Source organism: Nocardia pseudovaccinii NBRC 100343 (assembly GCF_001613225.1).
GTDB classification, from domain to species: Bacteria; Actinomycetota; Actinomycetes; order Mycobacteriales; family Mycobacteriaceae; genus Nocardia; species Nocardia pseudovaccinii.
The window spans coordinates 1-20,755 of the sequence record NZ_BDBY01000270.1 but is presented as its reverse complement, the minus strand read 5'-3'; the positions used below and the strand labels follow the sequence as shown (position 1 = coordinate 20,755).

Genomic DNA, 20,755 nt, shown 5'->3' with positions numbered 1-20,755 from the left:
CTCCGGTGTTGGGCCGATACGAGAAAGGTAGGAATCGAACGCGCCCTACCGATCCCAGGTTTTTCGGAGTCTGAAACGGAGGAAGTTCCGTTAACCTGGTCGAATGCGACGGCCGCGCGCGATGGTGCTGGACGAGGTTTGGCGCCGACTCGAGGGCGTCGAACCGCTCAGTGGACCCCACGGCGGGCCGCTGCGGCGGACCGTGAAGCTCATCCTGGACCCACTGGTCATCCGCCCAGTGCAGCATCCGCTGTGCGCGGGCCCGATCCTCACCGCCGACGGCGCGGTAATGCTCGCCACCCGAATCCATGCCGCCGCCGACGTGCTGCGCGCGACTGCGGCCTGGTTTTCCCTGCTCAAACAGGTCCGGCGGGCGCTGCGGATCACCGAGGGCAATCCGCAGGATCTGTATTTCCAGCGCGCCTTCGAACTCGCCACCACATCGGGTGTGCCGGATCCGGACCGGGACCGGGCAACCGCCGAGGCGACACTGCGCGACGTCCACGAATTCGCGGCGGGGCGCACCACACAGGCGCTCAAGGAGTACATCACCGCGGGTGCGCGGACTGCCGAACTCGGCTCATTGATCAATATCGCGTGGGGACGACGTCCGGTGGGCGGTCCGACCGGAGAGCACGCCGAACTGTTCGCGGCGCTGCTCGACGCAGCCGCGGCGCGTGCCGGTCACAGCGCCGACGGGCAGCGGACATTCGATCAGCTCGTCGCCACCCATGCCGGGACGCACGGCGGAATCCGACTATGGGACAACAGCTTCGAGCCGACGGCACATCAGCTGGGGCTGACCGCGGTGCCGATTCCGCAGCCGCCCGCGCTCGGTTCGTCGGCCTCGAAGGCCAGTCTCGGACTGCCGTTCGATCGCACCATCTACGAGCGCGTATTCACCGTGCTGCAGGCGTCGAGTGAACGGGCCGAACTGCCGCCCATTCCGGAATTGGTGACCACGGAGATCGCCCGAAGTTGTTCGCCCTGGTCACTTTTGGATGAATCACTACGGGTCGCGGCGACGGCGGGGGCCACGCTCGCACTCGGGTTGCGGCCGATCGCACTGCATGGCGGGGAGTCGGCGGCGGCCGACACCGCGGCGCATCGGGTGATCAATGGCCGCTGGCAGCGGGAGGCATACGTCCTGCAGGCCCGGCGGCTCGCGGTGCGCACCGATATCGAAATGCCGAGTGGCCCGCTGGCGGCCATCGCGACCGAGCTGCGCACACCGTGGCGGCCATATTTGCGGCGGCTGTGGGTTCGCCTGCACGGACGCGATGTCCGGGAGTTCGGCGTCTACGAGCCGAACGAGCTGTGGGATCTGCTCGACGGTGTGGCGCGCTCGGTCATGCTGGACCATCGTATGCGGGTCAAACAGGCGCTGAGTGTGAGTTCCCTGGTCACTGAGTCGGATCCGGCGGAATCGAGGGCGAGCTGATGAGCGGGATCGTGCGGATCGAACCAGCGGGGGACGGAATCTGGATCATCGCGCCCGACGGAGCGCCGACGGTATCGGACGGCGCCGCGGCGATCGATGCGATGGTGCTGGAGGTGCTCGGCGGTCATTTGTCGTGGAGTCTGCTTGCCGGACAGACGATTCCGGCGGCGGTGATCGATGATGTCGAGCTCGCGCAGGACTGGTTGTGGGCGGTGTACGGCGAACGGATTGCCATTGCCATCGCCGACACCGAGAGCGGTGGCACCGAATTCACCGACGTGGCCGACCCCGCGGTGCCGAATCTGGTGGCCGCTGCCTGGCGGCTCGGGTTCGCGTATTGGGCCGCGCGCTGGTGGCCGGCATCGACGATCGACGGCATCACTCCGCTCGACGATCTGCTGCTGGACCAGGAGATAGCGGCACTGCGCACGCAGTGCGAACCGCTCCTCGGTGATGACGAGCCGGGCTCAGACGATGAGTTGCCTCTTTTTGTCGAAATACCTACTCGTGCAGAGGATTATGCGCTCGCCGCCGGTGGCGGGTCCGATCGTCCGGCCGGTGCGCTGTCGCTCGGTCACGGCACGGGCGGATGGGATTGGCGGCGCTGCCCGCCCGGCCTCATCGACGCGTCCGAACGGGCGGTGTCCTGGGAATCGATCCGAAGTTCGGGCACTACGACGGTCCGCGTCACCGCGGTAGCCGCGCCCCAATTGGGTTCGGACGCACCGGCACACCTGCACCCGCGTGCCCTCATCACCACACCCGTCGGCACCGCCGAGGCCGAGCTGGATCTGGTCGGCGATCTGTGGACCGGCGCGGCCACCACGCCATCCGATTCCGTTTCTACGGTGGATGTCTACGTGCCCGGCGTCGGTGCGCCCGACGCACCCGAGCTGGGTGGTCCCGAGATCCGGCGACAGATTCGTGAGCTCGCAGCCGCACGGCTGCGTCGGGCTACTGCCGCGGACGATGCGGTCGATGCACCCCTTCTTGCCGAAATCGCCGCCGCCGCATCGGATTCGGACTTCTGATGCCTGCCGATGACGGTCGCGAGCGACTCGCCGAAGGAGCGGCCGCCTATCAGCGCGGCGATGTCGCCGAGGCCAGGCGACTGTTCGAGGAAATCGCAAGGACCAGCGCGGATGGCCTGCGGGTCAGCGCACTGGTCAATGCCGCGAGCATGTCCGATGAACTCGGCGATCATGCCGGGGCGATCGTCATGTTCCGCGAGGCGCTCGCGGAGATGCCTGCGGACGCGATCGAAAAGCGGCCCGCCGCACTCATCAACCTCTCCCAGGCATTGCAGCACGTCGGCGATCTCGATGGTGCGCAGAAGGCGCTGGAGCAGGCGCGCGCACTGCTCACCGAGCACAATGACGAGAGCATGCAGCGGGTGGCCTGTCTGCTGTCGCTGACCGCAGTCGCATTCCATCGCCAGAGCTGGGCTTACGCCATCGAACTCGCCACCGAATCATTGGATGCGGCAGTGCGTTTCGCGCCGCACCTGGCCGGACATCCGCTCTCGACGCTCGGCGGGATCTACTTCGAGACCGGACGGCGCGAACTGGCCGTCGACTTCATGGGCCAGGCGCTGGCGGCCTTCGATGCCGCCGGTGATCGCAATGCGGTCGCCGAGACGGAACAGAATCTGGCCGTCATGTACGTCAGGTTGGATCGGTTCGACGAGGCGGAACCGCCGCTGCGGTCCAGCCAGGAGTATTTCGAGCGCGCCGAACTCGGATATCGCGCGGGCGTCGGGCTCAAGACCATGGGTTTTCTCGCCGAGGGCCGTGGCGATACCGATGCGGCGCACCAGCTCTATCGCCGCAGCCTCGACTATTTCCAAGCATCCGGTGCGGTGCTCGATGCCGCCGATGTGCGAGTGCGCCTGGCGACCGTGGCGTACTCGAACGGACAATACGGCGAGGGCGAGGCCCTCATCGGCGAGGCCTTCGCCGCGTATGCCGAGCGCGGTCTCGGATTGCACTGTGCCCAAATCGATTTCTGGCATGCCGCACTGCTGGAGTCGGTCATCGAGGCGGCCGAATCCCCGGATGCCGAGTTATTGGGGCGAGCGATCGGTCTCGCGGTACCGTCGGCGCTGGCCATCGATGCCGTGCGCTACACCCTGCCCAATGGCAATCAACGCGAGAAATGGAACCGCCAGATCGCCGACCCGGCAATGCGGATGGCATTCCGGTTCGCCTATTTGTCCGGCAATGGTCCGCTGATCGTGGACCTCATCGAAACACAGTGCGCGGGTACGACATTGGATATCGCCAGATCGGCTGTCGGCGCGCCGCCGCGGCTGCCGCTCGAACTATTCGATCCACCGGCTGATCCGGCGCAACCCACGGTGCAGGTCGGGACCGGGCCGCAAAGTGGGTCGGCACCGCAGTTGGGCACGGCGCTGGCCTCGGTCGCGGCGAGCGCCGGACTGCCGGTGGTGCCGCCGCCGAGGGTCGCCGTCGCACCGGACGGACATATCGCATTGGCCGGATATATCGAGGCCGCCGAGCTGCGGTACGGGCATCCGGTGCGGGACAGCCGGGTGCTGCCCGCATGACCCTCTCGGCACAACCGACCGTCATTGTGCGGATGGCGGACGCGGGCGATCTGTACATGTCGTGGCGCTGGTTGCACAACGAATACGCCCAGGGTGCGAGCATGCTGCCCGGGGATGCGATCACCGATGCCGTCGCGCAGTTCGCGCAGGCGCTGCCGAATCCGGCGCTGCCCGGCGGACTCGAACATGCCATGACCACCGGCGCTTTCGCGTCGTACGACGCGGAATATCTTGTTGCGCAGTCGCTTTCCCGCGCATTGCTGCCCTATGGCCTGGCGGCGCAGTTGTACAACCTGCACGTACGCGGAGTGCGTCCGCATATTCGGCTGCAACCCTCGCCCCGGGTAGCTCAGATTCCGTGGGAGATCATCGCTCCCAGCCCGGAACTGCGCCTGGTGGATATCGCCGATATCAGTCTGCTCGCTCCCGCCAGCATTGTGCACGGTCCGGACCGCACGGTGCGCACCTGGTCCGAGACGGGTGCATTGCCGGTGGTGGCCGTGCTCGACCCGCGCGTTCCGGGCTTTCGCGCCGATTCCGCGCTCGGCTCCGTCCTCGGCCGCATGGACCCCAAAGCCCCACTCGCCCAACGGGTTGCCGAATATTCGGCCGAGGGCCGACTACTGCCCGCGGTCGACGATCCGATCGACGCGTTCCGCCGCACGGATATCGATCGCACCTGGTTGAGCGAAGCGCTACGCGGCGGTGCCAGCCGCCTGACCTATGTGGGGCACGTAACCGCCGCAGCCCCCGAATCCGGCCAGAGCGAAGCCTCCGAACTACACCTCGCCTGCGACGCCGAATCCATCGGCTTCGCCACCCCCGTCCGAGCCCACCGCCCCCTCTCGGCCAAGGACCTACTGCTCGGCACCCACACCCTGACCACCGATCCCGTTGCCGGACCACAACTCTGGCCCATTCCGAGCCGAGTCGCGCTGATCGCCTGCGAAAGCGGCGGCGATATGCGCTTCAGCGAGGCCCTCGGCCTGGTCGCCGCCATGATCAACGGCGGCGCCGAACTGGTCACCGCCAGCCGCTGGCCGCTCCCCACCGACTTCGCCTTCCAACGCCTCGCGGGCGCACCCCCCGAAGCCCGCCCCCTGCAAGACGCCATCTGCGCCATCGACACCGCCCACGAACACCCGGACCCGGTAACCGCCCTCGCCACCTGGCAACGATCGCGCCTGACCGCCTGGCGCACCACCCACGCCATCGAACACTCCCCCCTCCTCTGGTCCGCCTTCGCCACCGTCCGCACCTGAGCGACTACGTCCGATGGGCGAGGAGGTGTTCCATGATGAGGCGGGTGAGGGATTCGGGGGCTTCTTCGGGGATCCAGTGGGAGGTGTCCTCGAGCATTTCGAAGCGGTAGGGGGCGGTGACGTGGGCGGCGGTGGCCAGGGCGGCGGTGGAGCCGATGGTGGGGTCTTCGGTGCCCCAGACGTAGAGGGTCGGGACGGTGATGGGGACGGTCGGACCGGCGAGCGGGAGGGCTCGGTACCAGTTGAGGGCCGCGGTGAGGGCATCGGGGCGGGTGAGGCGGTGGATGTAGTCGTCGATGCGTTCCTCGGGAATCTTCCAGTCGAAGATCTTGCGGAGGGCGGCGGCATCATCGGCGAGGAGGGCGCGCTCGGGGGTCCGGGGCTGGCGGAAGTAGGTGAAGTGCTGGGCTCGTTGTGCCTGGTCTTCGTCCTCGGTCATGGCCTGTGAGAACGCGGTGGGGTGCGGCTGCGATACAGCGGTCAGGGTTCGGATTCGTGCCGGGTGTTCGGCCGCTACTGCCCAGGCGACGTGCGCGCCCAAGTCGTGACCGACGAGATCGAAACGCTGCCAACCCGATTGGTCGGCGATGGCGATGACATCGGCGACCAACTCCTCGACGCGGTAATCGGCGACCTTGTCGGGACGCACCCCTGACGAATAACCGCGCTGATCGGGCGCGATGACATGGCAGCCGCCGCCACCGAGGGCGGTCAGCTGGAACTCCCATGCGATGGCCGACTCCGGAAAGCCGTGCAACAGCACAACTTCGCGCCCACCTGGTTCGCCGCTGGTCAGGGCGTCGAAGGTGCCGAATTCGGTCGGGATCTTGGTTGCCTCGAGCACGGCCTCGACTCTAGAGGCAGGCACCGACCACAAACGCCGAACGCGGCATCGGACGGTTCCGATGCCGCGTTTTGCGGGTTGGTCGAGTAGATCCAATATTCAGCGGGCCTTGCGAATGCCGAGGTACTGCAGGGCCGCGAATCCGCCGACGGTGGCTGCCTGCATCACGGTCCAGATCGAGCCGACCGTGTTCAGCTCGAGTGCGCCCTCGACGAGGGCGGCGAGGCTGACCACGACCCAGGCGGCATTACCCGCGCCGACCACGGCGGCGGCCTTGGTATTGATGGTCTTGGTCATGCCGACCAGTGCGACACCGATGCCGTAGAGGGTCAGGAAGATTCCGATCGGAATGCCGATCTTGCTGTCCAGGCCGAGCAGGGATTCGAGTGGGCCCGAAAGTGCCAGGTAGGCAAGGCCGTTGACGGTGGTGACGACCGCGTCCAGGCGCAGTGCGGTGCGCAGCAGGTTCTGGCCGGGGGCGAGCAGGGTAGACATGTAGGTGGGAGCGGTCGTGGTCATGACTGGTATTTCTTTCTGGGATAACGAGTTCGGATCAGGCTGCGGCGGGAACTTTGTCGAGGAAGCCGTAGACGTTCGCGATACGTCCGTCCTCGATGACCGCGACGTCGAAGCCGACGACCACAGCGGGGGCATCGGCGGGGCCGAGTTCCCAGGTGAAACGCACCTGGTTGTGGTGAGCGTCGACCGGTCCCGCGAGGGTGAAAACCCAACCCGGGAACTGGGCCTGAACACCTGCGATGGCCGCATCCAGTTGGTCGTGTCCGGCAACCGCGGCCAGCGGGTCGATGTAGCTGGCCTCGGGAGTGAACACAGCCTCGATTCCGGCCTTACGGGCGGCGGCATCGGTGGTGTTCCAAACTTCCAAGTACTGCGCGACGAGCTCGTTCATGTTGGCCTCCAAGGCTTCTGATCTGCGGTTTCGCTGTCGTTCGTGCTGACAGGAACTACGTTATGAGCAGAGCCATGGATGCCGAATCAGTCATCCATAAGTACTTTTCGCCGACCTATACGTATGCGATCGCCGAGCTGCGGCAGAGTCGGGCGGCAGCTCGGCGGGGCGAGCTCAGTGGTCGTCGTAGTGGCCGTTGTGCGCGGCGTGGTGGTGGCCGTCGTGGAGGTAGTCGACGTGATCGCCGTGTTGGACTGCTTCGTGGCCGCAACCCGGGCCGTGGGTGTGGTCGTGGCCTACATGTTCGGTGTGGCCGGTGGGTTCGCATTCGTCCCAGTGGCCGTTGTGCTCGCGGTGCAGGTGGCCGCCGTGGGCGTAGTCGGTGTGGTCGCCGTGCGGAACTTCGGTGTGGCCACAGCCGGGCCCATGGACGTGCTGGTGGTCGGTGTGCTCGTGATGCGCTGTGGTCATCGGACCTCCTCGTTCCCATTGCTGGATATGTGGCGCCGAGTGCGGCAACACATTAACAGGTGCGCATCTATCAAGTTTACTAAATGTGTGCTGCGGGTTACAAAACCTGCGCGAGGAAGCGCTGCAGTCGCGGAGTCCGCGGGTTGTCGAACAAAGCGTCGGGTGTGCCGGTTTCAACCACCTGACCAGCGTCCATGAACAGCACGCTGTCGGAGACGCTGCGCGCGAAACCCATTTCGTGGGTCACCACGATCATCGACATCCCCTTGGTAGCCAGATCGGCCATCAGCGCGAGAATGCCCTTCACCAACTCCGGATCCAGCGCCGAAGTGGCCTCGTCGAAGAACATGATCTCCGGCTGCATGGCCAGCGCACGGGCGATCGCCACCCGCTGCTGCTGCCCACCGGACAGATTGCCCGGCCGCGAATCGGCCTTCTCCGCCAGCCCGACCACCTCGAGCTGCTCGACGGCCAGCGCGCGAGCGGCATCCTTGGACAGCCCGCGCAGCTTGCGCGGTCCGAGCGCCACATTCTCCGCGACCGTCTTGTGCGGGAACAGGTTGAAGTGCTGGAACACCATGCCGATGCGCTGGCGCAGCTTATCCGGATCCTCGGTGAGCACCGACTCGCCGTCCAGCAGCACATCACCCTGATCGGGTTCGTGCAGGCGGTTCAGCACCCGCAGCAGTGTCGACTTGCCGGAGCCGGACGGCCCGATGACGGTGGTGGTCTTGCCCGCGTCGACATGGATATCGACGCCGCGCAGCACATGGTTGTGGCCCAGCGTCAGATGCAGACCGGTTCCGGTGAGAGAAGCACTCATGCCTCCACCTCGCTGGCGCTCGGTTCCGGCATGACTGCCTCTGGCACTGTGTTGTCGATTCGCTCGCTACGCTCGCTCATGGTTTACCCGCGCCCTTCCGTGATCGTGGCCGCCTCGACTTGGTCGATGGGCTGGTCGGGTCTGCCGGTGCGCATCCGGTGGTCGATGTAGTTCACCAGGTGCGTCAGCGGGATGGTCAGCAGTAGATAGACCAGACCGGCGGCGACCAGCGGGGAGAGATTTCCGGTCTGCGCGTTGAGATCTCGTCCGACCGCGAACAGTTCGCGCTGGGTCGCGAGCAGTCCGAGGAAGTAGATCAGCGAGGAATCCTTGATCAGCGCGATGAATTGGTTCATCAGCGCGGGCAGCACCCGGCGCACACCCTGCGGAATCACCACCAGCGTCATGGCCTGGCGGTAGTCGAAGCCGATGGCACGCGCGGCCTCCAGCTGCCCCGCCTCCACGGATTGGATGCCGGAGCGGAAGATTTCACCGATATAGGCCGAGGCCAGCAATGCCAGCGCGATCGCACCGAGCCAATACGGGTTGTTGCCGGTGATATTGCGCACGACCGGGCCGATGCCGAGTCCGATGATCAGGATGATCACGACGGCGGGCAGGCCGCGGAAGATATCGGTGTAAATCCTCGCGGGCCAGCGCAACCAGCGCGTCCGGGAGATGCCAGCGACCGCGAGCAGCATGCCGAGGATGGTGCCGAGCACGCCCGAAACCAGCGCCAGGATCAGGGTATTCGGCAGACCGGTCTTGAACAGATCGGGAAATGCCTTGCGGTACAGCGACCAGTCGAAGAACGTCTCCCGCAGCTGCTGCAACGTCGATTTCGGCGCAGTCTGGCCGCTATCGGTGGTCTTCTTTTCCGCGGCGATGGCGGCGAAGTCCGGGAGTTGCGGTGCGGGAGCGGCTTTCGAGCCCGGCTTCCAACCGGGCGGCAACTGCCTCGGTACCCAGTCGGCGTAGAGCTTGGCGTAGGTGCCATCGGCGATTACGGCGTCGAGGCCGCTGTTGAGCGCGTCGATCAGCGGCTGATTGTTCTTGGCGACTGCGTAGCCGACGAAATTGTCCAGGCTGAAGGTGTTCTGGATGATCGTGGTTCCGTCACCCGACTTCACCTGGCCCTCGGCCTGCGCCGACGGCGCGACCCAGGCATCGACCTGACCAGACTTCAGATTCGCGTACGCGGTGGCGTAATCCGGGAACTTCACCGGATCCAGATGCAGCTGGTTGACCACGTAATCGTCCTGCACCGTGCCCTGCACGACGGCGATCCGGTTACCGCGCCCCAGATCCGAAAAGCCCTTGACGGCACTTCCGTTGGGGACAACGAGGGAGAAGTAGCCGAAGTCGTAGCCGTTGGTGAATCCGACGCGTTCGCGCCGCTCCGCGGTGGTGGTGATATTCGATGAACCGACATCGAAGCGACCGCCGGAAACCTGCGAGAGCAGCGGTGCGAATTCGGTGCCGGAGAACTCCACCTGGAGACCGAGTTTCGCGCCGATCGCCCGCAGCAGCTCATTGTCGAAGCCGGTGAACGAGCCCGCCGAGTTCAGGCAGATACTCGGCGGCGCATCCGAGAGCGTGCCCACCGTGAGCTTGCCCGGCGTGATCAAACGCAGCTTGCCGGTATCGATCGCCGACACCGGCAACGTGCTCGCGGTGGTGTACTTGTCCGCACCCGCCGCGGCCGCCGAGCCGAGGTTCGTCGGTGCGGCCGATGCCGCGCTGAGTCCGGGCGGCGTGCATTGGTCTCGATCGGAGGAATCGTCGCCGGAACCGCAGGCCGTGGCGGCGAGGCCGACGGCAAGCAATAGCACGGCGATCAACGCACGAGACCGCACAGCGGGCAGACCAGCCATGGTGAGGAACCCTAACGTCCGATTCAGGGCTGACAGGCAGCTACCCCGTGGCGCGTGCGGTCGGCCACACCTCGCCGTCAAGGCCTGCGGCCGCCGGGCGTGCGCGGACGCGGCACCATGGCCCGATCCCGGAATTCGAATCACGGTGATTCGAACCCGACCGCCGATCGGCGTTGCGGTCCGGGGCTAGGCCAGACCTCTGACCGGCTCCGGATTCACTTCGTCACGCCAACGGACCGCCCGCTCGACCTCACTCAGGTCGAACTTCGGCCCGCTCACACCGACGGTGAACAGATTCACCCCGGCGTCGACGAATGTCGCCGCCCGCTCCGCACCCGGCCATTGCACCGAGCGCTCGATCTTCGCCTGATCGGTGCCGACGTCCGCGCAGTGGTCGGTGAGCACCTTGTTCTTGTGCGCGATCGCGTCGAGGTCGGCGAAGGTGTGCCATATATCGGCGTACTGCGCGACCAGCCGCAGCGTCTTCTTCTCGCCACCGCCGCCGATCAGGATCGGGATATCGCGGGTCGGCTGCGGATTCAGCTTCTTCAGCCGGGCGGTGAGCCGGGCCATATTCGCCTTCAGCAGCGCGAGCCTGGTTCCCGGCGTACCGAATTCATAGCCGTACTCGTCGTAATCCTTCTGGAACCACCCCGCGCCGATGCCGAGAATGAGCCGGCCATTGCTGATGTGGTCCACCGTGCGCGCCATATCGGCGAGCAGATCGGGATTGCGGTAACCGCCGCCGGTGACCAGCGCGCCGATCTCGATCCGTTCGGTCTGTTCGGCCCACGCTCCGAGCATGGTCCAGCATTCGAAATGCGCACCGTTGTGGTCGCCGCTCAGCGGATAGAAGTGATCCCAGTTGAAGGCGATATCGACGCCCGCATCCTCCGCGCGTAGCACGGCGTCGCGCAGGAGTCCGTAGTCGGAGGCGTGCTGTGGCTGTAGCTGTACACCGATTCGAACCGGTCGCGTCATGAGCCTGCTCCTCGTCGCTCGATCTGGTTCCCCGATCGAGGCTACCGGCTATTGGGCAGCCATGGCCGACCAGCCGAAATACGTCGCGGAGCCACCCGGAGTCACGGTCGCAGCGGGTTCACCGGTGCAGTCTTTGGACGCGTACACCAGGAAATTGCGGGTGCTGCGGTTCTCGAAACGTATGTCGCGCGCGAAGCCACTGGCCCAGCACGAGTCCAGGTTGCTCAGCTCCAGAGTGCCGTCGATGATCACCACTTCTCGGCCGTCCCCGTTCCCGGCCGAGCCCGTAGGGAAGGCGGAGGCGGAGGGGGCTGCCACGGACACCGCGGCGAGGGTAAGAGCACCTATGGTGGAGAGCATTCCAAATTTCACAGATTTGATGCTATGAGTCGCGCGCACACCGTCGGGTACGGCATTTCCCCATTCCTGGTGAGCGCCCATGAGTTCTCCCGCATGATTTCCCGTGACGGGCAAGCGACTTCGCTGACCAGCGGGACCGCCGGTACCGCGTGCGGGGCGGCTCAGTTGTCCGGCGGGAACTGGCCACTCGCCTGGACCGAGTTTCCGTTGAGGGTGAAGGTCATTACGTCGCCGCGGGCTGCGGAGCCGAAGCGGCAAGCATAGCAGCGAGTTTCGGAGCGGACGTACCCGCCAGTGCGGCGCTCGACACGGGATCGGAAGTGCCGATGCCGACAGATGGCGACAACGCGCCACACTGCAGCAAACATAGAAGCCATCGACAAGCTGGACAGATCGACTCAGGGGCGCCCGAATCGGGCGGATTCGTCATCCTCCAGCTATGCTCGACCGCGAGATTTCTAAACCGCGTGGTGGTGTGAGAAATAGAACATGCTGCTACGCAGAGAATGTCGGGAAAACGACGGGGTTCCCGGCAGTGAACGTGGATGCGGAAGTACCGAACGTGTCATCATCATCGAATCCGTCGAATGGACAGCGCCGAGGGCGCCCCGTTCGACAATTACTTCCTATTTCGGCGTTCGTGACGTGCGCCATTGTGACTGCGGCAGTTGCGGTAGCCGTGCTGTCCGCCGCGCCTGCAGGTTTCCGTACCCCGGTAGCGATCGGCAGCATTGTGGCCTCGATCGCGTTGTGCGCCACGGTAACCGCGACGGTGTACTTCCACGGTGAAGCCACGCGAGCCCGCCTGGCCATCACCGCGTATGAGGCCGCGGCCACACGAACGCGGGAATCCGATAGAGACGCGGCGGCACGCATCGCGGCCGCGAACGAGGCTGCGGATGCACATGCGCGCGACGCCAAGGGCCACGAAACCCGCCGTGCCGCAGCGATGGCGGCGTTCGCGGGTGCGGCGAGCCGCATGCAGGCGATGACCACCAGCATGCTGGCGGAGTTGCGCGAGATGGAAAACCGGCACAGCGATCCCCGCGTCCTGGAAGACCTCCTGCACCTGGATCACCGCGTTGCACAAGCGGGCCGTCTCGCCGACAGCATCGCGGTGCTCAGCGGTGCGCGATCGGGGCGCCGATGGGCGAAACCGATTGCGATGGAATCGATTCTGCGTGGCGCGATGGGACGCGTGAAGGGCTATCAGCGGGTCCGGCTACGCGCCGTTGCCGTTATCGCGATCGCCGGACATGCCGCCGAGGGCGTGATGCACACGCTGGCCGAACTCATCGATAACGCGTGCAATTTCTCCCCGCCGACCACCGAAGTGCACGTTTACGCGGCTGAAGTTCCTGCCGGTGTCGTGATCACCATCGAGGACAGCGGTCTGGTGATGAGCGAATCGGCGCTGCAGCGGGCCGAACAGGCTGTGTCGGGCGCAGGCCAGAACGGACCCGACGGCGCTTTGGATCTGTCCTCGCTGAGCGGAACTCGGCTCGGCCTGGCGGTGGTCGGCCATTTGGCCCGCAAGCACGGTCTCACCGTGTCTTATCGCCCTTCCGCGATCGGCGGAACCGCAGTGGTGGTAGTTGTCCCACGGGATCTCACCACACGCCTGGATCGTGCTCCTGGCGCGACGGCCGTACTCACGTTGCCGACGCCGGTTCCGGTCCCCGCCGCCGCGCCGCCGAAAACTCCGCCCGCTGATGCGGAATCAGTACTGCCGAAGCGGCAGCGGGGCAGCACGCTGGCTGCGGTCCACCCCGAAGGGTTGTCCGCGCCGCCGCGCCCCGCGGCGGCGGTACCCCCGCCCGCGTCGGATCCCGCCGCATTCGGTGCGTTCCAACGCGCTTTCGCCGCCGAAAGCACCGAGGTCCCTGACCCGCAATCACCTTCCCTTTCTTATGCCGTGGAGAACGATCGATGACAACGTCTGTGCCCTCGCAGTTGGGTTGGCTGTTGGAACAACTGCTGGACCGTACGCCCCGAACCCGGCATGCCCTGTTGCTATCCAGCGACGGGCTGAAGATGTGCCACACACCGGAACTCGGCACCGACAGCGCTGATCAGCTCGCTGCGATCGCAGCGGGTATCCAGAGCCTGTCCCACGGTGCCTCCGTCGAGTTCGGCGACGCCCGCGGCGGGGTCCGTCAATCGATGATCGAGTTCTACGGCGGCATCCTGTTCGTTGTCGAAGCCGGTGCGAGCGCACATATAGCCGTCGTCGCCGCCGAGGACGCGGACGCCGGCCTGATCGGCCACAACATGCGGGAACTGGTGGAACAACTGAGTGAGCACCTCGCGGCCGCGCCGCGCGCCGGGGTACAGGGGTAGTCGTGGTCCGGGCAGGCCGCGACGATGAACCGGACCGGCTGTACACCTTGACCGGAGGACGCAGCAAACCGGACTCCGACGCCTTCGACCTGGTCACCCTGGTGGTCAGCGAATGCGATCCGATACCGGGCATGCAGTCCGAGCACGTGGCGATCCTCGATATGTGCCGGGCGCCGACCGCAGTGGTCGAGATCGCCGCCGAGTTGCGGCTACCGGTCGGCATCGCCACGATCTTGCTTTCCGACCTGTTGCACGCGGGCAAGATCACTGTGCGGCATCCGCACGTCAGCCCCACAGTTCCCGGCGCACCGTGGAATTCGGTGCCCGACTCCACCACCCTCGAGAAGGTGCTCGTTGGACTCCGCAATCTTTGACGCCGCCACACCGAACGCCAAGCCCTCGCGTGCCGACGCACCGCTGGACAGCACGACTCAGCGCGGATTGAAGATCGTCATAGTGGGTGGTTTCGGCGTCGGAAAGACCACTCTGGTCCGCTCGGTCAGCGAGATTCGCCCGCTCGACACCGAGGCGACGATGACCGACGCGGGCCTGGGTATCGATGACCCGAGCGGCGCACCGGGCAAGTCGACGACCACAGTAGCGTTCGATTTCGGGCGGATCACCATCGACGCCGAAAACGTGCTGTACCTGTTCGGCGCCCCGGGGCAGGAACGGTTCTGGTTCCTGTGGGACCGCTTGTTCACCGGAGCGCTCGGCGCGATCGTGCTGGTGGACCAGCGCCGCATCGCCGACTCCTGGTATGCCATCGACCGGCTCGAACATCAGCGGACCCCGTTCATCGTGGCCTGCAACAACTTCGGTGCACCGAATCGGCCCGACGAGATCCGTGCCGCCCTCGATCTGGATCCGCTGGTGCCGCTCGTCGACTGCGATGCTCGTTCCCGCGATTCCGCCAAACGTGTCCTCATCACGCTCGTCGAGCACATCTATGCCGCGGCCTCGAGCCTCGCGGTCCCGCATACTCGCACCACCCCGGAGATCGCGTCATGACCACCTCCAGCGCCGAATCGACCGCGAGCACCGGCTGCCCGATGCGGCCGAACTCCGCGGCCGTGCCATTGGCCGGGCCGCGCTTCCACATCGATCCGCATCATCTCTATCGAGAAATGCGCCGCGACCACGGCCCCGTGGTCGCCGTCGAACTGCCCGGCGGCGTACCGGCCTGGTTGGTCATCGGCTACCGCGAACTGCACCAGGTCACCAGCGACCCGGAGCTGTTCCCCCGCGACGTCGGCCTGTGGAACCAGTGGCCGAATATCCCCGAGGACTGGCCCTTGCGGCCGATGTTCGGGGCGAGGCGGCCGTCGATCTATTTCACCGTGGGTGCGGAGCACCGCAGGCACGTGGCGCTGGTGGAACCCGCCCTGGAGTCGGTCGATCCGTTCGAATTGCGGCGTACCTGTGAGGAATTGACCGATCGGCTGATCGACGGCTTCTGTGGCAGAGGCAGCGCCGATCTGATCGGGGAGTTCGCCGCGGTACTACCCGTACTGACCCTCGCCTCGGTCATCGGCTTTCCCGACGAGGAGGGGCCGCGGCTGGCGTGGGCGATGAACGAGATAGCCGACGGTGGGCTCGAAGCCCCGACGGCGTATGCGCTGTTCCAAGAGCGCATGCGATATCTACTGGCGGCGAAGAAGGAGCGGCCCGGCGCCGATCTGGTGTCACGCATGCTGGCTCATCCGATGCCGTTCACCGATGAGGAGTATGTCGAGGACCTGATGACGATCACTGCCGTGGCGCACCTGCCGACCGCGGACTGGATCGGGAACTCGGTGCGGCTGATGCTTACCGACGATCGTTTCGCCGCGGCGCTCGGCGGCGCGCGCTCCAGCGTGGGGGAGGCGATGAACGAGGTGCTGTGGGAGGACACACCGTCGCAGATCCACGCGGGACGTTGGGCGGCACGCGATACGCGGCTGGGGGAAAAAACAATTCGTGCGGGCGACTTGCTGTTGCTCGGACTGGCCGCCGCCAATGCCGATCCACACGTCCGCCAGCATCTCGGTGTGGATACCGATGCCCATTCCGGCAACAGTGCGCACTTCGCCTTCAGCTACGGCGAATACCGCTGCCCGTTTCCAGCGCAGCAGATCGCGGAGATCATCGCATGCACCAGCATAGAGGTGCTGCTGGACCGGCTGCCCGACCTGGATCTGGCCGTGCCCCCACAGAACCTGGTCCGGCGACCGTCGGCCTTCTTGCGCGGTATGACCTCCCTGCCCGTGATTTTCACACCTGTTCGGGCTTTGCGAAGTACCCCGTGAGCGCACCGACGACTGAGGTCTAGCCCCGGCGTGCGCGCGAACTCGAGCGCATCGTGTGCGGATCGAGCACATCCAGTAATATCGCCGGTCAACCCTTACTCGGATCGTCCGGCACGTTCCTGCCGGTGATGGGATGTGATTTGTCATGGCCACCGTGACCTTCGATAGCGCGACCCGGCTCTACCCCGGCTCGACCAAACCCGCCGTCGACAAGCTGAATCTGGAGATCGCCGACGGGGAATTCCTCGTGCTGGTCGGCCCGTCCGGCTGCGGTAAATCGACCTCGCTGCGGATGCTCGCCGGGCTCGAGGATGTCGACGACGGGCGCATTCTGATCGGCGACAACGACGTCACGCACGCCGAACCCAAGGAACGCGATATCGCCATGGTGTTCCAGAACTACGCGCTCTACCCGCATATGACCGTCGCGGAGAATATGGGCTTCGCGCTCAAGCTCGCCAAGGTCGCCAAGGCGGAGAAGGAGCGCCGGGTGCTGGAGGCGGCCAAACTGCTCGACCTCGAGCCGTATCTGGACCGCAAGCCGAAGGCGCTGTCCGGCGGTCAGCGTCAGCGCGTCGCGATGGGACGGGCGATCGTGCGCCAGCCGCAGGTATTTCTGATGGACGAGCCGCTGTCGAACTTGGACGCCAAACTGCGCGTGCAGACCCGCACGCAGATCGCCCAACTGCAGCGCCGTCTCGGCACCACGACCGTGTACGTCACGCACGACCAGGTCGAGGCTATGACCATGGGCGATCGGGTCGCCGTGCTCAAGGACGGACTGCTGCAGCAGTGCGCGACGCCGCGCGATCTTTACCGGGATCCGGCGAATGTGTTCGTCGCCGGATTCATGGGTTCGCCCGCGATGAACCTGTTCACGCTGCCGGTCGCCGACGGCGCGGTGCAGCTCGGCGGCGCCGAGCTGGCGGTGCCGCGGTCGGTCGCGGATGCCGCAGAGGGTTCGGTAGTGGTCGGCGTGCGGCCCGAGCATCTGGAAATCGGTGGGGCGGTGGACAAGTCGGGCATCCAGATGGAAGTCGACGTCGTCGAGGAGCTGGGCTCGGACGCCTACATCTACGGCCGCACGGTTGCCGAGGGCGCGACGAACGGCGCGGCCGAAACCATTGTGGCGCGGGCGGATTGGCGCAACCCGCCGGAGAAGGGCACCCGGGTGCAGTTGACGCCCACACCGGAACACACCTACTTCTTCTCCGCCGTCGACGGTCGCCGCCTGTCCTGAGACCGCTGCGCGTGCACTTTCGCCGATCCGAAACTTCCCACCGGATACCAGCGAGCGTGCACGCGCAGAAGCGAAGGTGCCGCCCTTGCCCTCGTCGTTGCAGGCAGCACAGGCCGCCTCCCCAGACCGCTCGCAACGTGGAACTGTCCGGTGAGCGCGCTGATTCACGCCCCGCCGAGTCGATGCCATTGGCGTTCGCCCACGGCGGAAGACCACGCGAAGACCACGCCGCACTCATAAACTCGACGCTCGAACGGATCTGCGTGAGGAGTGGACGTTGAAGATAGCGGTGCTCGGTACCGGGCAGGTCGGACGCAGGCTCGCGAGCAAGCTGGTCGAACTGGGACACGCGGTGACGCTCGGGTCCCGGACCGCCGACAATGCGGCGGCAACCGAGTGGGCGAACGAAACCGGCGGCAGCCATGGCACTTTCGCCGACGCCGCGGCCGATGCCGAGCTGGTGTTCAACGCGACCTCCGGCACCGCCTCGCTGGCCGCGCTCACTGCGGCGGGCGCGGCGAATCTGAGCGGGAAAGTGCTGGTGGACGTGTCGAATGCGCTGGATTTCTCCGGTGGATTCCCGCCGAAATTGGCCACCCCCGAGGCGGGCAGCGTCGCCGAGGCGATCCAGCAGGCCTTCCCGGACGCGCGGGTGGTCAAGACCCTCAACACCATGAACAACCAGCTCATGGTGGACCCGTCCCGAATTCCAGGGCGGCACAATGTCTTTCTGAGCGGCGATGACGAGTCGGCCAAGGCCGGGGTGGCGGCGCTGCTGAAATCCTTCGGCTGGTCCGATGAGCAGATCATCGACCTGGGCGGCGTCGTGACCGCGCGAAGCACCGAACCCCTTGTGCTGCTGTGGGTTCACCTCTACAACAAGTTCGGCACCGAGGACATCAACTACGCGGTGGTCACCGCCTGAGGGGACTACCTCGCCGAGCGGATGGCGCGCGAATATTCGGGGTTGAGCCGGACGCGGAGTTCTTCGAGGTCGATCTCGCGACCCGTTTCGCTGCGCACCTCCACTCGAACCGGCGCACCGCTGGATTCCTCGACCAGCAGCAGCGGCGCGGGTCCCGGCTGCAGGTACGCATCGCCCCACTGCATGAGCGCGAGCACCACGGGCAGTAGATCGCGACCCATATCCGTCAGCACATACTCGTGGCGAGTCCGCTTGCCCGACTCCTGATACGGCCGCTTGGCGAGCAGGCCCGCCTCGGTGAGTTTGCGGAGCTGGCCGGATGCCGCGGCGTCGGTGATGCCGACCCGAGCGGCGAAACCGTCGAACCGGGTGGTGCCGTAGTAGGCCTCGCGCAGGATCAGGATCGCCGAGCGGGTACCGATGAGGTCCATCGCCTTCGCGATCGAGCATTCCGTGGGTTTCCACGCGCTCAGATCTGCCAACGGTCCTTCCATCACGGCTGCCATGACGAACATCATAGCGAACTCTGACTTGAGTCGACTATACCCAGGCGTTAATCTGACTATAAGCCAATAGAGCCAGGCGAAAGATCGGCTCACGGTTCGAAAGGAACCACCATGAGAGACGCGGTGATTGTCGAGGCGGTACGCACGCCGATCGGCAAGGGGAAGCCGAACGGGGCACTGCACGATGTCAACGCGGTGGACCTGCTCGCACACAGCCTGCGCGCGGTGGTCGACCGCAGCGGCATCGATCCGGTGCTCATCGACGATGTGATCGGCGGCATCGTCACCCAGATCGGCGAACAGGGCGCCAACATGACCCGGCGTGCGGCGCTGGCCGCGGGCTATCCCGAATCGGTACCGGCGACGACGGTCGATCGCCAGTGCGGCAGCAGTCAGCAGGCCATTCATTTCGCCGCACAGGGCGTGATCGCCGGTGCCTACGACATCGTGGTCGCGGCAGGTGTCGAGTCCATGGGACGAATTCCGATGGGCGCAAATATGATCGGATCTCATGACTTCTCCGGTGTCGGCTTCGCCGAGCGTTATCCGGAGGGGCTGGTATCCCAGGGCATCAGCGCCGAACTGATCGCGGCCCGCTGGGGCCTGACCCGCAACCAGCTCGACGAATTCGCCCTCGGCAGCCACGAAAAGGCAGCGCTGGCAACGAAGAACGGCTCGTTCGCCGGTCAGCTCGCCCCCATCGCCGGACTGGAAACCGATGAGGGCATCCGGGTCGGCAGCACCCTGGAGACCCTCGGCACACTGCGTCCCGCCTACTACGACGAGGCCATGGGCGCGCGCTTCCCGGAAATCGGCTGGCAGATCACCGCCGCGACGGCGAGCCAGGTCAGCGACGGCAGCGCGGCGGTGCTGATCATGACCAGCGAACGCGCCGCAGAGCTCGGACTGAAGCCGCTGGCCCGGCTGCACAGCTTCGCCGTAGCCGGTGACGATCCGCTGCTCATGCTGACCGCCGTGATCCCGGCGACGCGGAAGGTGTTGCAGCGTGCCGGACTTCAGCTCTCCGATATCGATCTGGTCGAGATCAACGAGGCCTTCTCGCCGGTGGTACTGGCCTGGGCGCACGACACCGGTGCGGACATGTCGAAGGTCAATGTGAACGGCGGCGCCATCGCCATCGGACATCCGCTCGGCGCTTCCGGCGCACGCCTGATGACCACGCTGGTGCACGCCATGCAGGAGCGCGGTGCGCGCTACGGTCTGCAAACCATGTGTGAGGCAGGCGGTTTGGCCAACGCCACCATTATCGAACGGCTCTGAGTCACCGAGTAGCGCGGCACCGGTCTCGCATCGGTGCCGCGGGCTCAGATCGAAACCAGCACTACCGCGATCAAAAAGCCGAGCAACCACGACTCGGCAATCAATGGCACCGCCACCAGCGGCGTCCAAGCGATGCGGCGTCGGTAACGGATCTTCTGCACAACCATGATGCCCACCGCAACCACGGAAAGGGCAATCCCGACCCACGCAACGCAATACGCGATCGGCAGATAGCGCACACCCCCATCGGGATCGGCATCACGTCCGAGAAATTCATATAGCGGCACGGAAGAGGCCACCACCCACCCGAACCCGACCGCGAACACCGACCCGAGCACCGCCCGAACCGCATTCGCCAACCGCAGCTCGAACCGACTCGACCCCATACCCCAGCATGACCGTTAGGTCGGACTCGCACATCCCAGTTCCACTCCGCTCCAGTACCACCCACCCGCACTTGCCCCACCGTCCACAGCGGCAGCAGGGGCGCTGAACGCCGACAATGAGAAGCTGGCCGCGCAGCAGCCCCGCTCCACGCGAACAATTCACCGATCCCTGCGCCCCTGCCAGCCACACCAGGCACGCCCAACCGGAAGCCAGCAGCAGTCCAACTCCCTGCACGAACAATTCACCGATCCCTGCG

At 65.9% G+C, this 20,755-nt stretch carries 22 protein-coding genes; 12 read left to right on the top strand and 10 right to left on the bottom strand.

Annotated features, from left to right (window positions below; genetic code table 11):
- Positions 1 to 121 precede the first annotated feature (121 nt).
- From NP3_RS33410 to NP3_RS33395, 4 genes are read left to right on the top strand one after another with little or no spacing between them, the layout of a single operon-like run.
- The gene (locus NP3_RS33410) at positions 122 to 1,441 is read left to right on the top strand and encodes a hypothetical protein (protein ID WP_063045738.1); all 1,320 of its coding nucleotides are present in this window, start codon (positions 122 to 124) and stop codon (positions 1,439 to 1,441) included.
- Positions 1,441 to 2,472 (top strand): hypothetical protein, encoded by a 1,032-nt coding sequence (locus NP3_RS33405; protein WP_063045737.1) that lies wholly within the window; start codon positions 1,441 to 1,443, stop codon positions 2,470 to 2,472. Before NP3_RS33410 ends, NP3_RS33405 begins: the two co-directional genes overlap by 1 nt.
- Positions 2,472 to 4,007 carry a tetratricopeptide repeat protein gene (locus NP3_RS33400; RefSeq protein WP_063045736.1) on the top strand — a complete coding sequence of 512 codons (1,536 nt, stop codon included), beginning with the start codon at positions 2,472 to 2,474 and terminating at the stop codon, positions 4,005 to 4,007. The genes NP3_RS33405 and NP3_RS33400 overlap by 1 nt, the downstream gene beginning before the upstream one ends.
- Positions 4,004 to 5,269, top strand: coding sequence for a CHAT domain-containing protein (locus tag NP3_RS33395; protein WP_063045735.1), 1,266 nt, complete (start codon positions 4,004 to 4,006; stop codon positions 5,267 to 5,269). Before NP3_RS33400 ends, NP3_RS33395 begins: the two co-directional genes overlap by 4 nt.
- A gap of 4 nt (positions 5,270 to 5,273) precedes the next feature.
- Here the strand turns inward: NP3_RS33395 and NP3_RS33390 are convergent, their stop codons facing one another.
- From NP3_RS33390 to NP3_RS33355, 8 genes are all read right to left on the bottom strand, one after another.
- Complete coding sequence (locus NP3_RS33390; protein WP_063045734.1) at positions 5,274 to 6,113, bottom strand: alpha/beta fold hydrolase; 840 nt, start codon at positions 6,111 to 6,113, stop codon at positions 5,274 to 5,276.
- A gap of 99 nt (positions 6,114 to 6,212) precedes the next feature.
- Positions 6,213 to 6,632 carry a hypothetical protein gene (locus tag NP3_RS33385; protein WP_063045733.1) on the bottom strand — a complete coding sequence of 140 codons (420 nt, stop codon included), beginning with the start codon at positions 6,630 to 6,632 and terminating at the stop codon, positions 6,213 to 6,215.
- 34 nt (positions 6,633 to 6,666) lie between these two features.
- Positions 6,667 to 7,023, bottom strand: a complete 357-nt coding sequence (locus NP3_RS33380) for a nuclear transport factor 2 family protein (protein WP_063045732.1) — start codon at positions 7,021 to 7,023, stop codon at positions 6,667 to 6,669.
- Between the two features lie 174 nt (positions 7,024 to 7,197).
- Positions 7,198 to 7,494, bottom strand: a complete 297-nt coding sequence (locus NP3_RS33375; RefSeq protein ID WP_063045731.1) for a hypothetical protein — start codon at positions 7,492 to 7,494, stop codon at positions 7,198 to 7,200.
- Positions 7,495 to 7,591: 97 nt separating this feature from the next.
- Complete coding sequence (locus NP3_RS33370; protein WP_063045730.1) at positions 7,592 to 8,317, bottom strand: amino acid ABC transporter ATP-binding protein; 726 nt, start codon at positions 8,315 to 8,317, stop codon at positions 7,592 to 7,594.
- A gap of 83 nt (positions 8,318 to 8,400) precedes the next feature.
- Entirely contained in the window at positions 8,401 to 10,191 is a 1,791-nt protein-coding gene (locus tag NP3_RS33365) for an ABC transporter substrate-binding protein/permease (RefSeq protein ID WP_063045729.1), read from the bottom strand.
- A gap of 186 nt (positions 10,192 to 10,377) precedes the next feature.
- A complete protein-coding gene (locus tag NP3_RS33360; protein WP_063045728.1) occupies positions 10,378 to 11,172 on the bottom strand; it encodes an LLM class F420-dependent oxidoreductase in 795 nt (264 codons plus the stop codon).
- Positions 11,173 to 11,220: 48 nt separating this feature from the next.
- Positions 11,221 to 11,496: a hypothetical protein gene (locus NP3_RS33355; RefSeq protein WP_157124725.1), complete on the bottom strand. Its 276-nt coding sequence runs from the start codon at positions 11,494 to 11,496 to the stop codon at positions 11,221 to 11,223.
- A gap of 691 nt (positions 11,497 to 12,187) precedes the next feature.
- Between NP3_RS33355 and NP3_RS33345 the strand changes: the two genes are divergently transcribed.
- From NP3_RS33345 to NP3_RS33315, 7 genes are all read left to right on the top strand, one after another.
- Positions 12,188 to 13,465, top strand: coding sequence for a sensor histidine kinase (locus NP3_RS33345; RefSeq protein WP_245721218.1), 1,278 nt, complete (start codon positions 12,188 to 12,190; stop codon positions 13,463 to 13,465).
- The gene (locus NP3_RS33340; protein WP_063045724.1) at positions 13,462 to 13,872 is read left to right on the top strand and encodes a roadblock/LC7 domain-containing protein; all 411 of its coding nucleotides are present in this window, start codon (positions 13,462 to 13,464) and stop codon (positions 13,870 to 13,872) included. The genes NP3_RS33345 and NP3_RS33340 overlap by 4 nt, the downstream gene beginning before the upstream one ends.
- A 2-nt stretch (positions 13,873 to 13,874) precedes the next feature.
- Positions 13,875 to 14,246 (top strand): DUF742 domain-containing protein, encoded by a 372-nt coding sequence (locus tag NP3_RS33335; RefSeq protein WP_063045723.1) that lies wholly within the window; start codon positions 13,875 to 13,877, stop codon positions 14,244 to 14,246.
- 67 nt (positions 14,247 to 14,313) lie between these two features.
- Entirely contained in the window at positions 14,314 to 14,883 is a 570-nt protein-coding gene (locus NP3_RS33330) for a GTP-binding protein (RefSeq protein WP_373864799.1), read from the top strand.
- A complete protein-coding gene (locus tag NP3_RS33325) occupies positions 14,880 to 16,160 on the top strand; it encodes a cytochrome P450 family protein (RefSeq protein ID WP_063045721.1) in 1,281 nt (426 codons plus the stop codon). The genes NP3_RS33330 and NP3_RS33325 overlap by 4 nt, the downstream gene beginning before the upstream one ends.
- A gap of 145 nt (positions 16,161 to 16,305) precedes the next feature.
- Entirely contained in the window at positions 16,306 to 17,400 is a 1,095-nt protein-coding gene (locus tag NP3_RS33320; RefSeq protein ID WP_063045720.1) for an ABC transporter ATP-binding protein, read from the top strand.
- A 277-nt stretch (positions 17,401 to 17,677) separates the two neighbouring features.
- Entirely contained in the window at positions 17,678 to 18,325 is a 648-nt protein-coding gene (locus NP3_RS33315; RefSeq protein WP_063045719.1) for an NADPH-dependent F420 reductase, read from the top strand.
- Positions 18,326 to 18,330: 5 nt separating this feature from the next.
- Here NP3_RS33315 and NP3_RS33310 read toward each other — a convergent pair whose 3' ends face one another.
- Positions 18,331 to 18,843, bottom strand: a complete 513-nt coding sequence (locus tag NP3_RS33310) for a winged helix-turn-helix transcriptional regulator (protein WP_157124724.1) — start codon at positions 18,841 to 18,843, stop codon at positions 18,331 to 18,333.
- 99 nt (positions 18,844 to 18,942) lie between these two features.
- On the opposite strand from NP3_RS33310, the gene NP3_RS33305 reads away from it, so the two are divergent.
- Complete coding sequence (locus NP3_RS33305; RefSeq protein WP_063045718.1) at positions 18,943 to 20,112, top strand: thiolase family protein; 1,170 nt, start codon at positions 18,943 to 18,945, stop codon at positions 20,110 to 20,112.
- 44 nt (positions 20,113 to 20,156) lie between these two features.
- Here the strand turns inward: NP3_RS33305 and NP3_RS33300 are convergent, their stop codons facing one another.
- Positions 20,157 to 20,450, bottom strand: coding sequence for a hypothetical protein (locus tag NP3_RS33300; protein ID WP_157124723.1), 294 nt, complete (start codon positions 20,448 to 20,450; stop codon positions 20,157 to 20,159).
- Positions 20,451 to 20,755: the final 305 nt, after the last annotated feature.

What these genes read in the sequence shown, in the direction of transcription:
- NP3_RS33400 (WP_063045736.1), top strand. Translation starts at nt 2,472, where the DNA reads ATGCCTGCCGATGACGGTCGCGAGCGACTCGCCGAAGGAGCGGCCGCC.
- NP3_RS33310 (WP_157124724.1), bottom strand. Translation starts at nt 18,843, where the DNA reads ATGATGTTCGTCATGGCAGCCGTGATGGAAGGACCGTTGGCAGATCTG.
- NP3_RS33410 (WP_063045738.1), top strand. Translation starts at nt 122, where the DNA reads ATGGTGCTGGACGAGGTTTGGCGCCGACTCGAGGGCGTCGAACCGCTC.
- NP3_RS33320 (WP_063045720.1), top strand. Translation starts at nt 16,306, where the DNA reads ATGGCCACCGTGACCTTCGATAGCGCGACCCGGCTCTACCCCGGCTCG.
- NP3_RS33395 (WP_063045735.1), top strand. Translation starts at nt 4,004, where the DNA reads ATGACCCTCTCGGCACAACCGACCGTCATTGTGCGGATGGCGGACGCG.
- NP3_RS33340 (WP_063045724.1), top strand. Translation starts at nt 13,462, where the DNA reads ATGACAACGTCTGTGCCCTCGCAGTTGGGTTGGCTGTTGGAACAACTG.
- NP3_RS33360 (WP_063045728.1), bottom strand. Translation starts at nt 11,172, where the DNA reads ATGACGCGACCGGTTCGAATCGGTGTACAGCTACAGCCACAGCACGCC.
- NP3_RS33380 (WP_063045732.1), bottom strand. Translation starts at nt 7,023, where the DNA reads ATGAACGAGCTCGTCGCGCAGTACTTGGAAGTTTGGAACACCACCGAT.
- NP3_RS33305 (WP_063045718.1), top strand. Translation starts at nt 18,943, where the DNA reads ATGAGAGACGCGGTGATTGTCGAGGCGGTACGCACGCCGATCGGCAAG.
- NP3_RS33370 (WP_063045730.1), bottom strand. Translation starts at nt 8,317, where the DNA reads ATGAGTGCTTCTCTCACCGGAACCGGTCTGCATCTGACGCTGGGCCAC.
- NP3_RS33325 (WP_063045721.1), top strand. Translation starts at nt 14,880, where the DNA reads ATGACCACCTCCAGCGCCGAATCGACCGCGAGCACCGGCTGCCCGATG.
- NP3_RS33405 (WP_063045737.1), top strand. Translation starts at nt 1,441, where the DNA reads ATGAGCGGGATCGTGCGGATCGAACCAGCGGGGGACGGAATCTGGATC.
- NP3_RS33365 (WP_063045729.1), bottom strand. Translation starts at nt 10,191, where the DNA reads ATGGCTGGTCTGCCCGCTGTGCGGTCTCGTGCGTTGATCGCCGTGCTA.
- NP3_RS33385 (WP_063045733.1), bottom strand. Translation starts at nt 6,632, where the DNA reads ATGACCACGACCGCTCCCACCTACATGTCTACCCTGCTCGCCCCCGGC.
- NP3_RS33375 (WP_063045731.1), bottom strand. Translation starts at nt 7,494, where the DNA reads ATGACCACAGCGCATCACGAGCACACCGACCACCAGCACGTCCATGGG.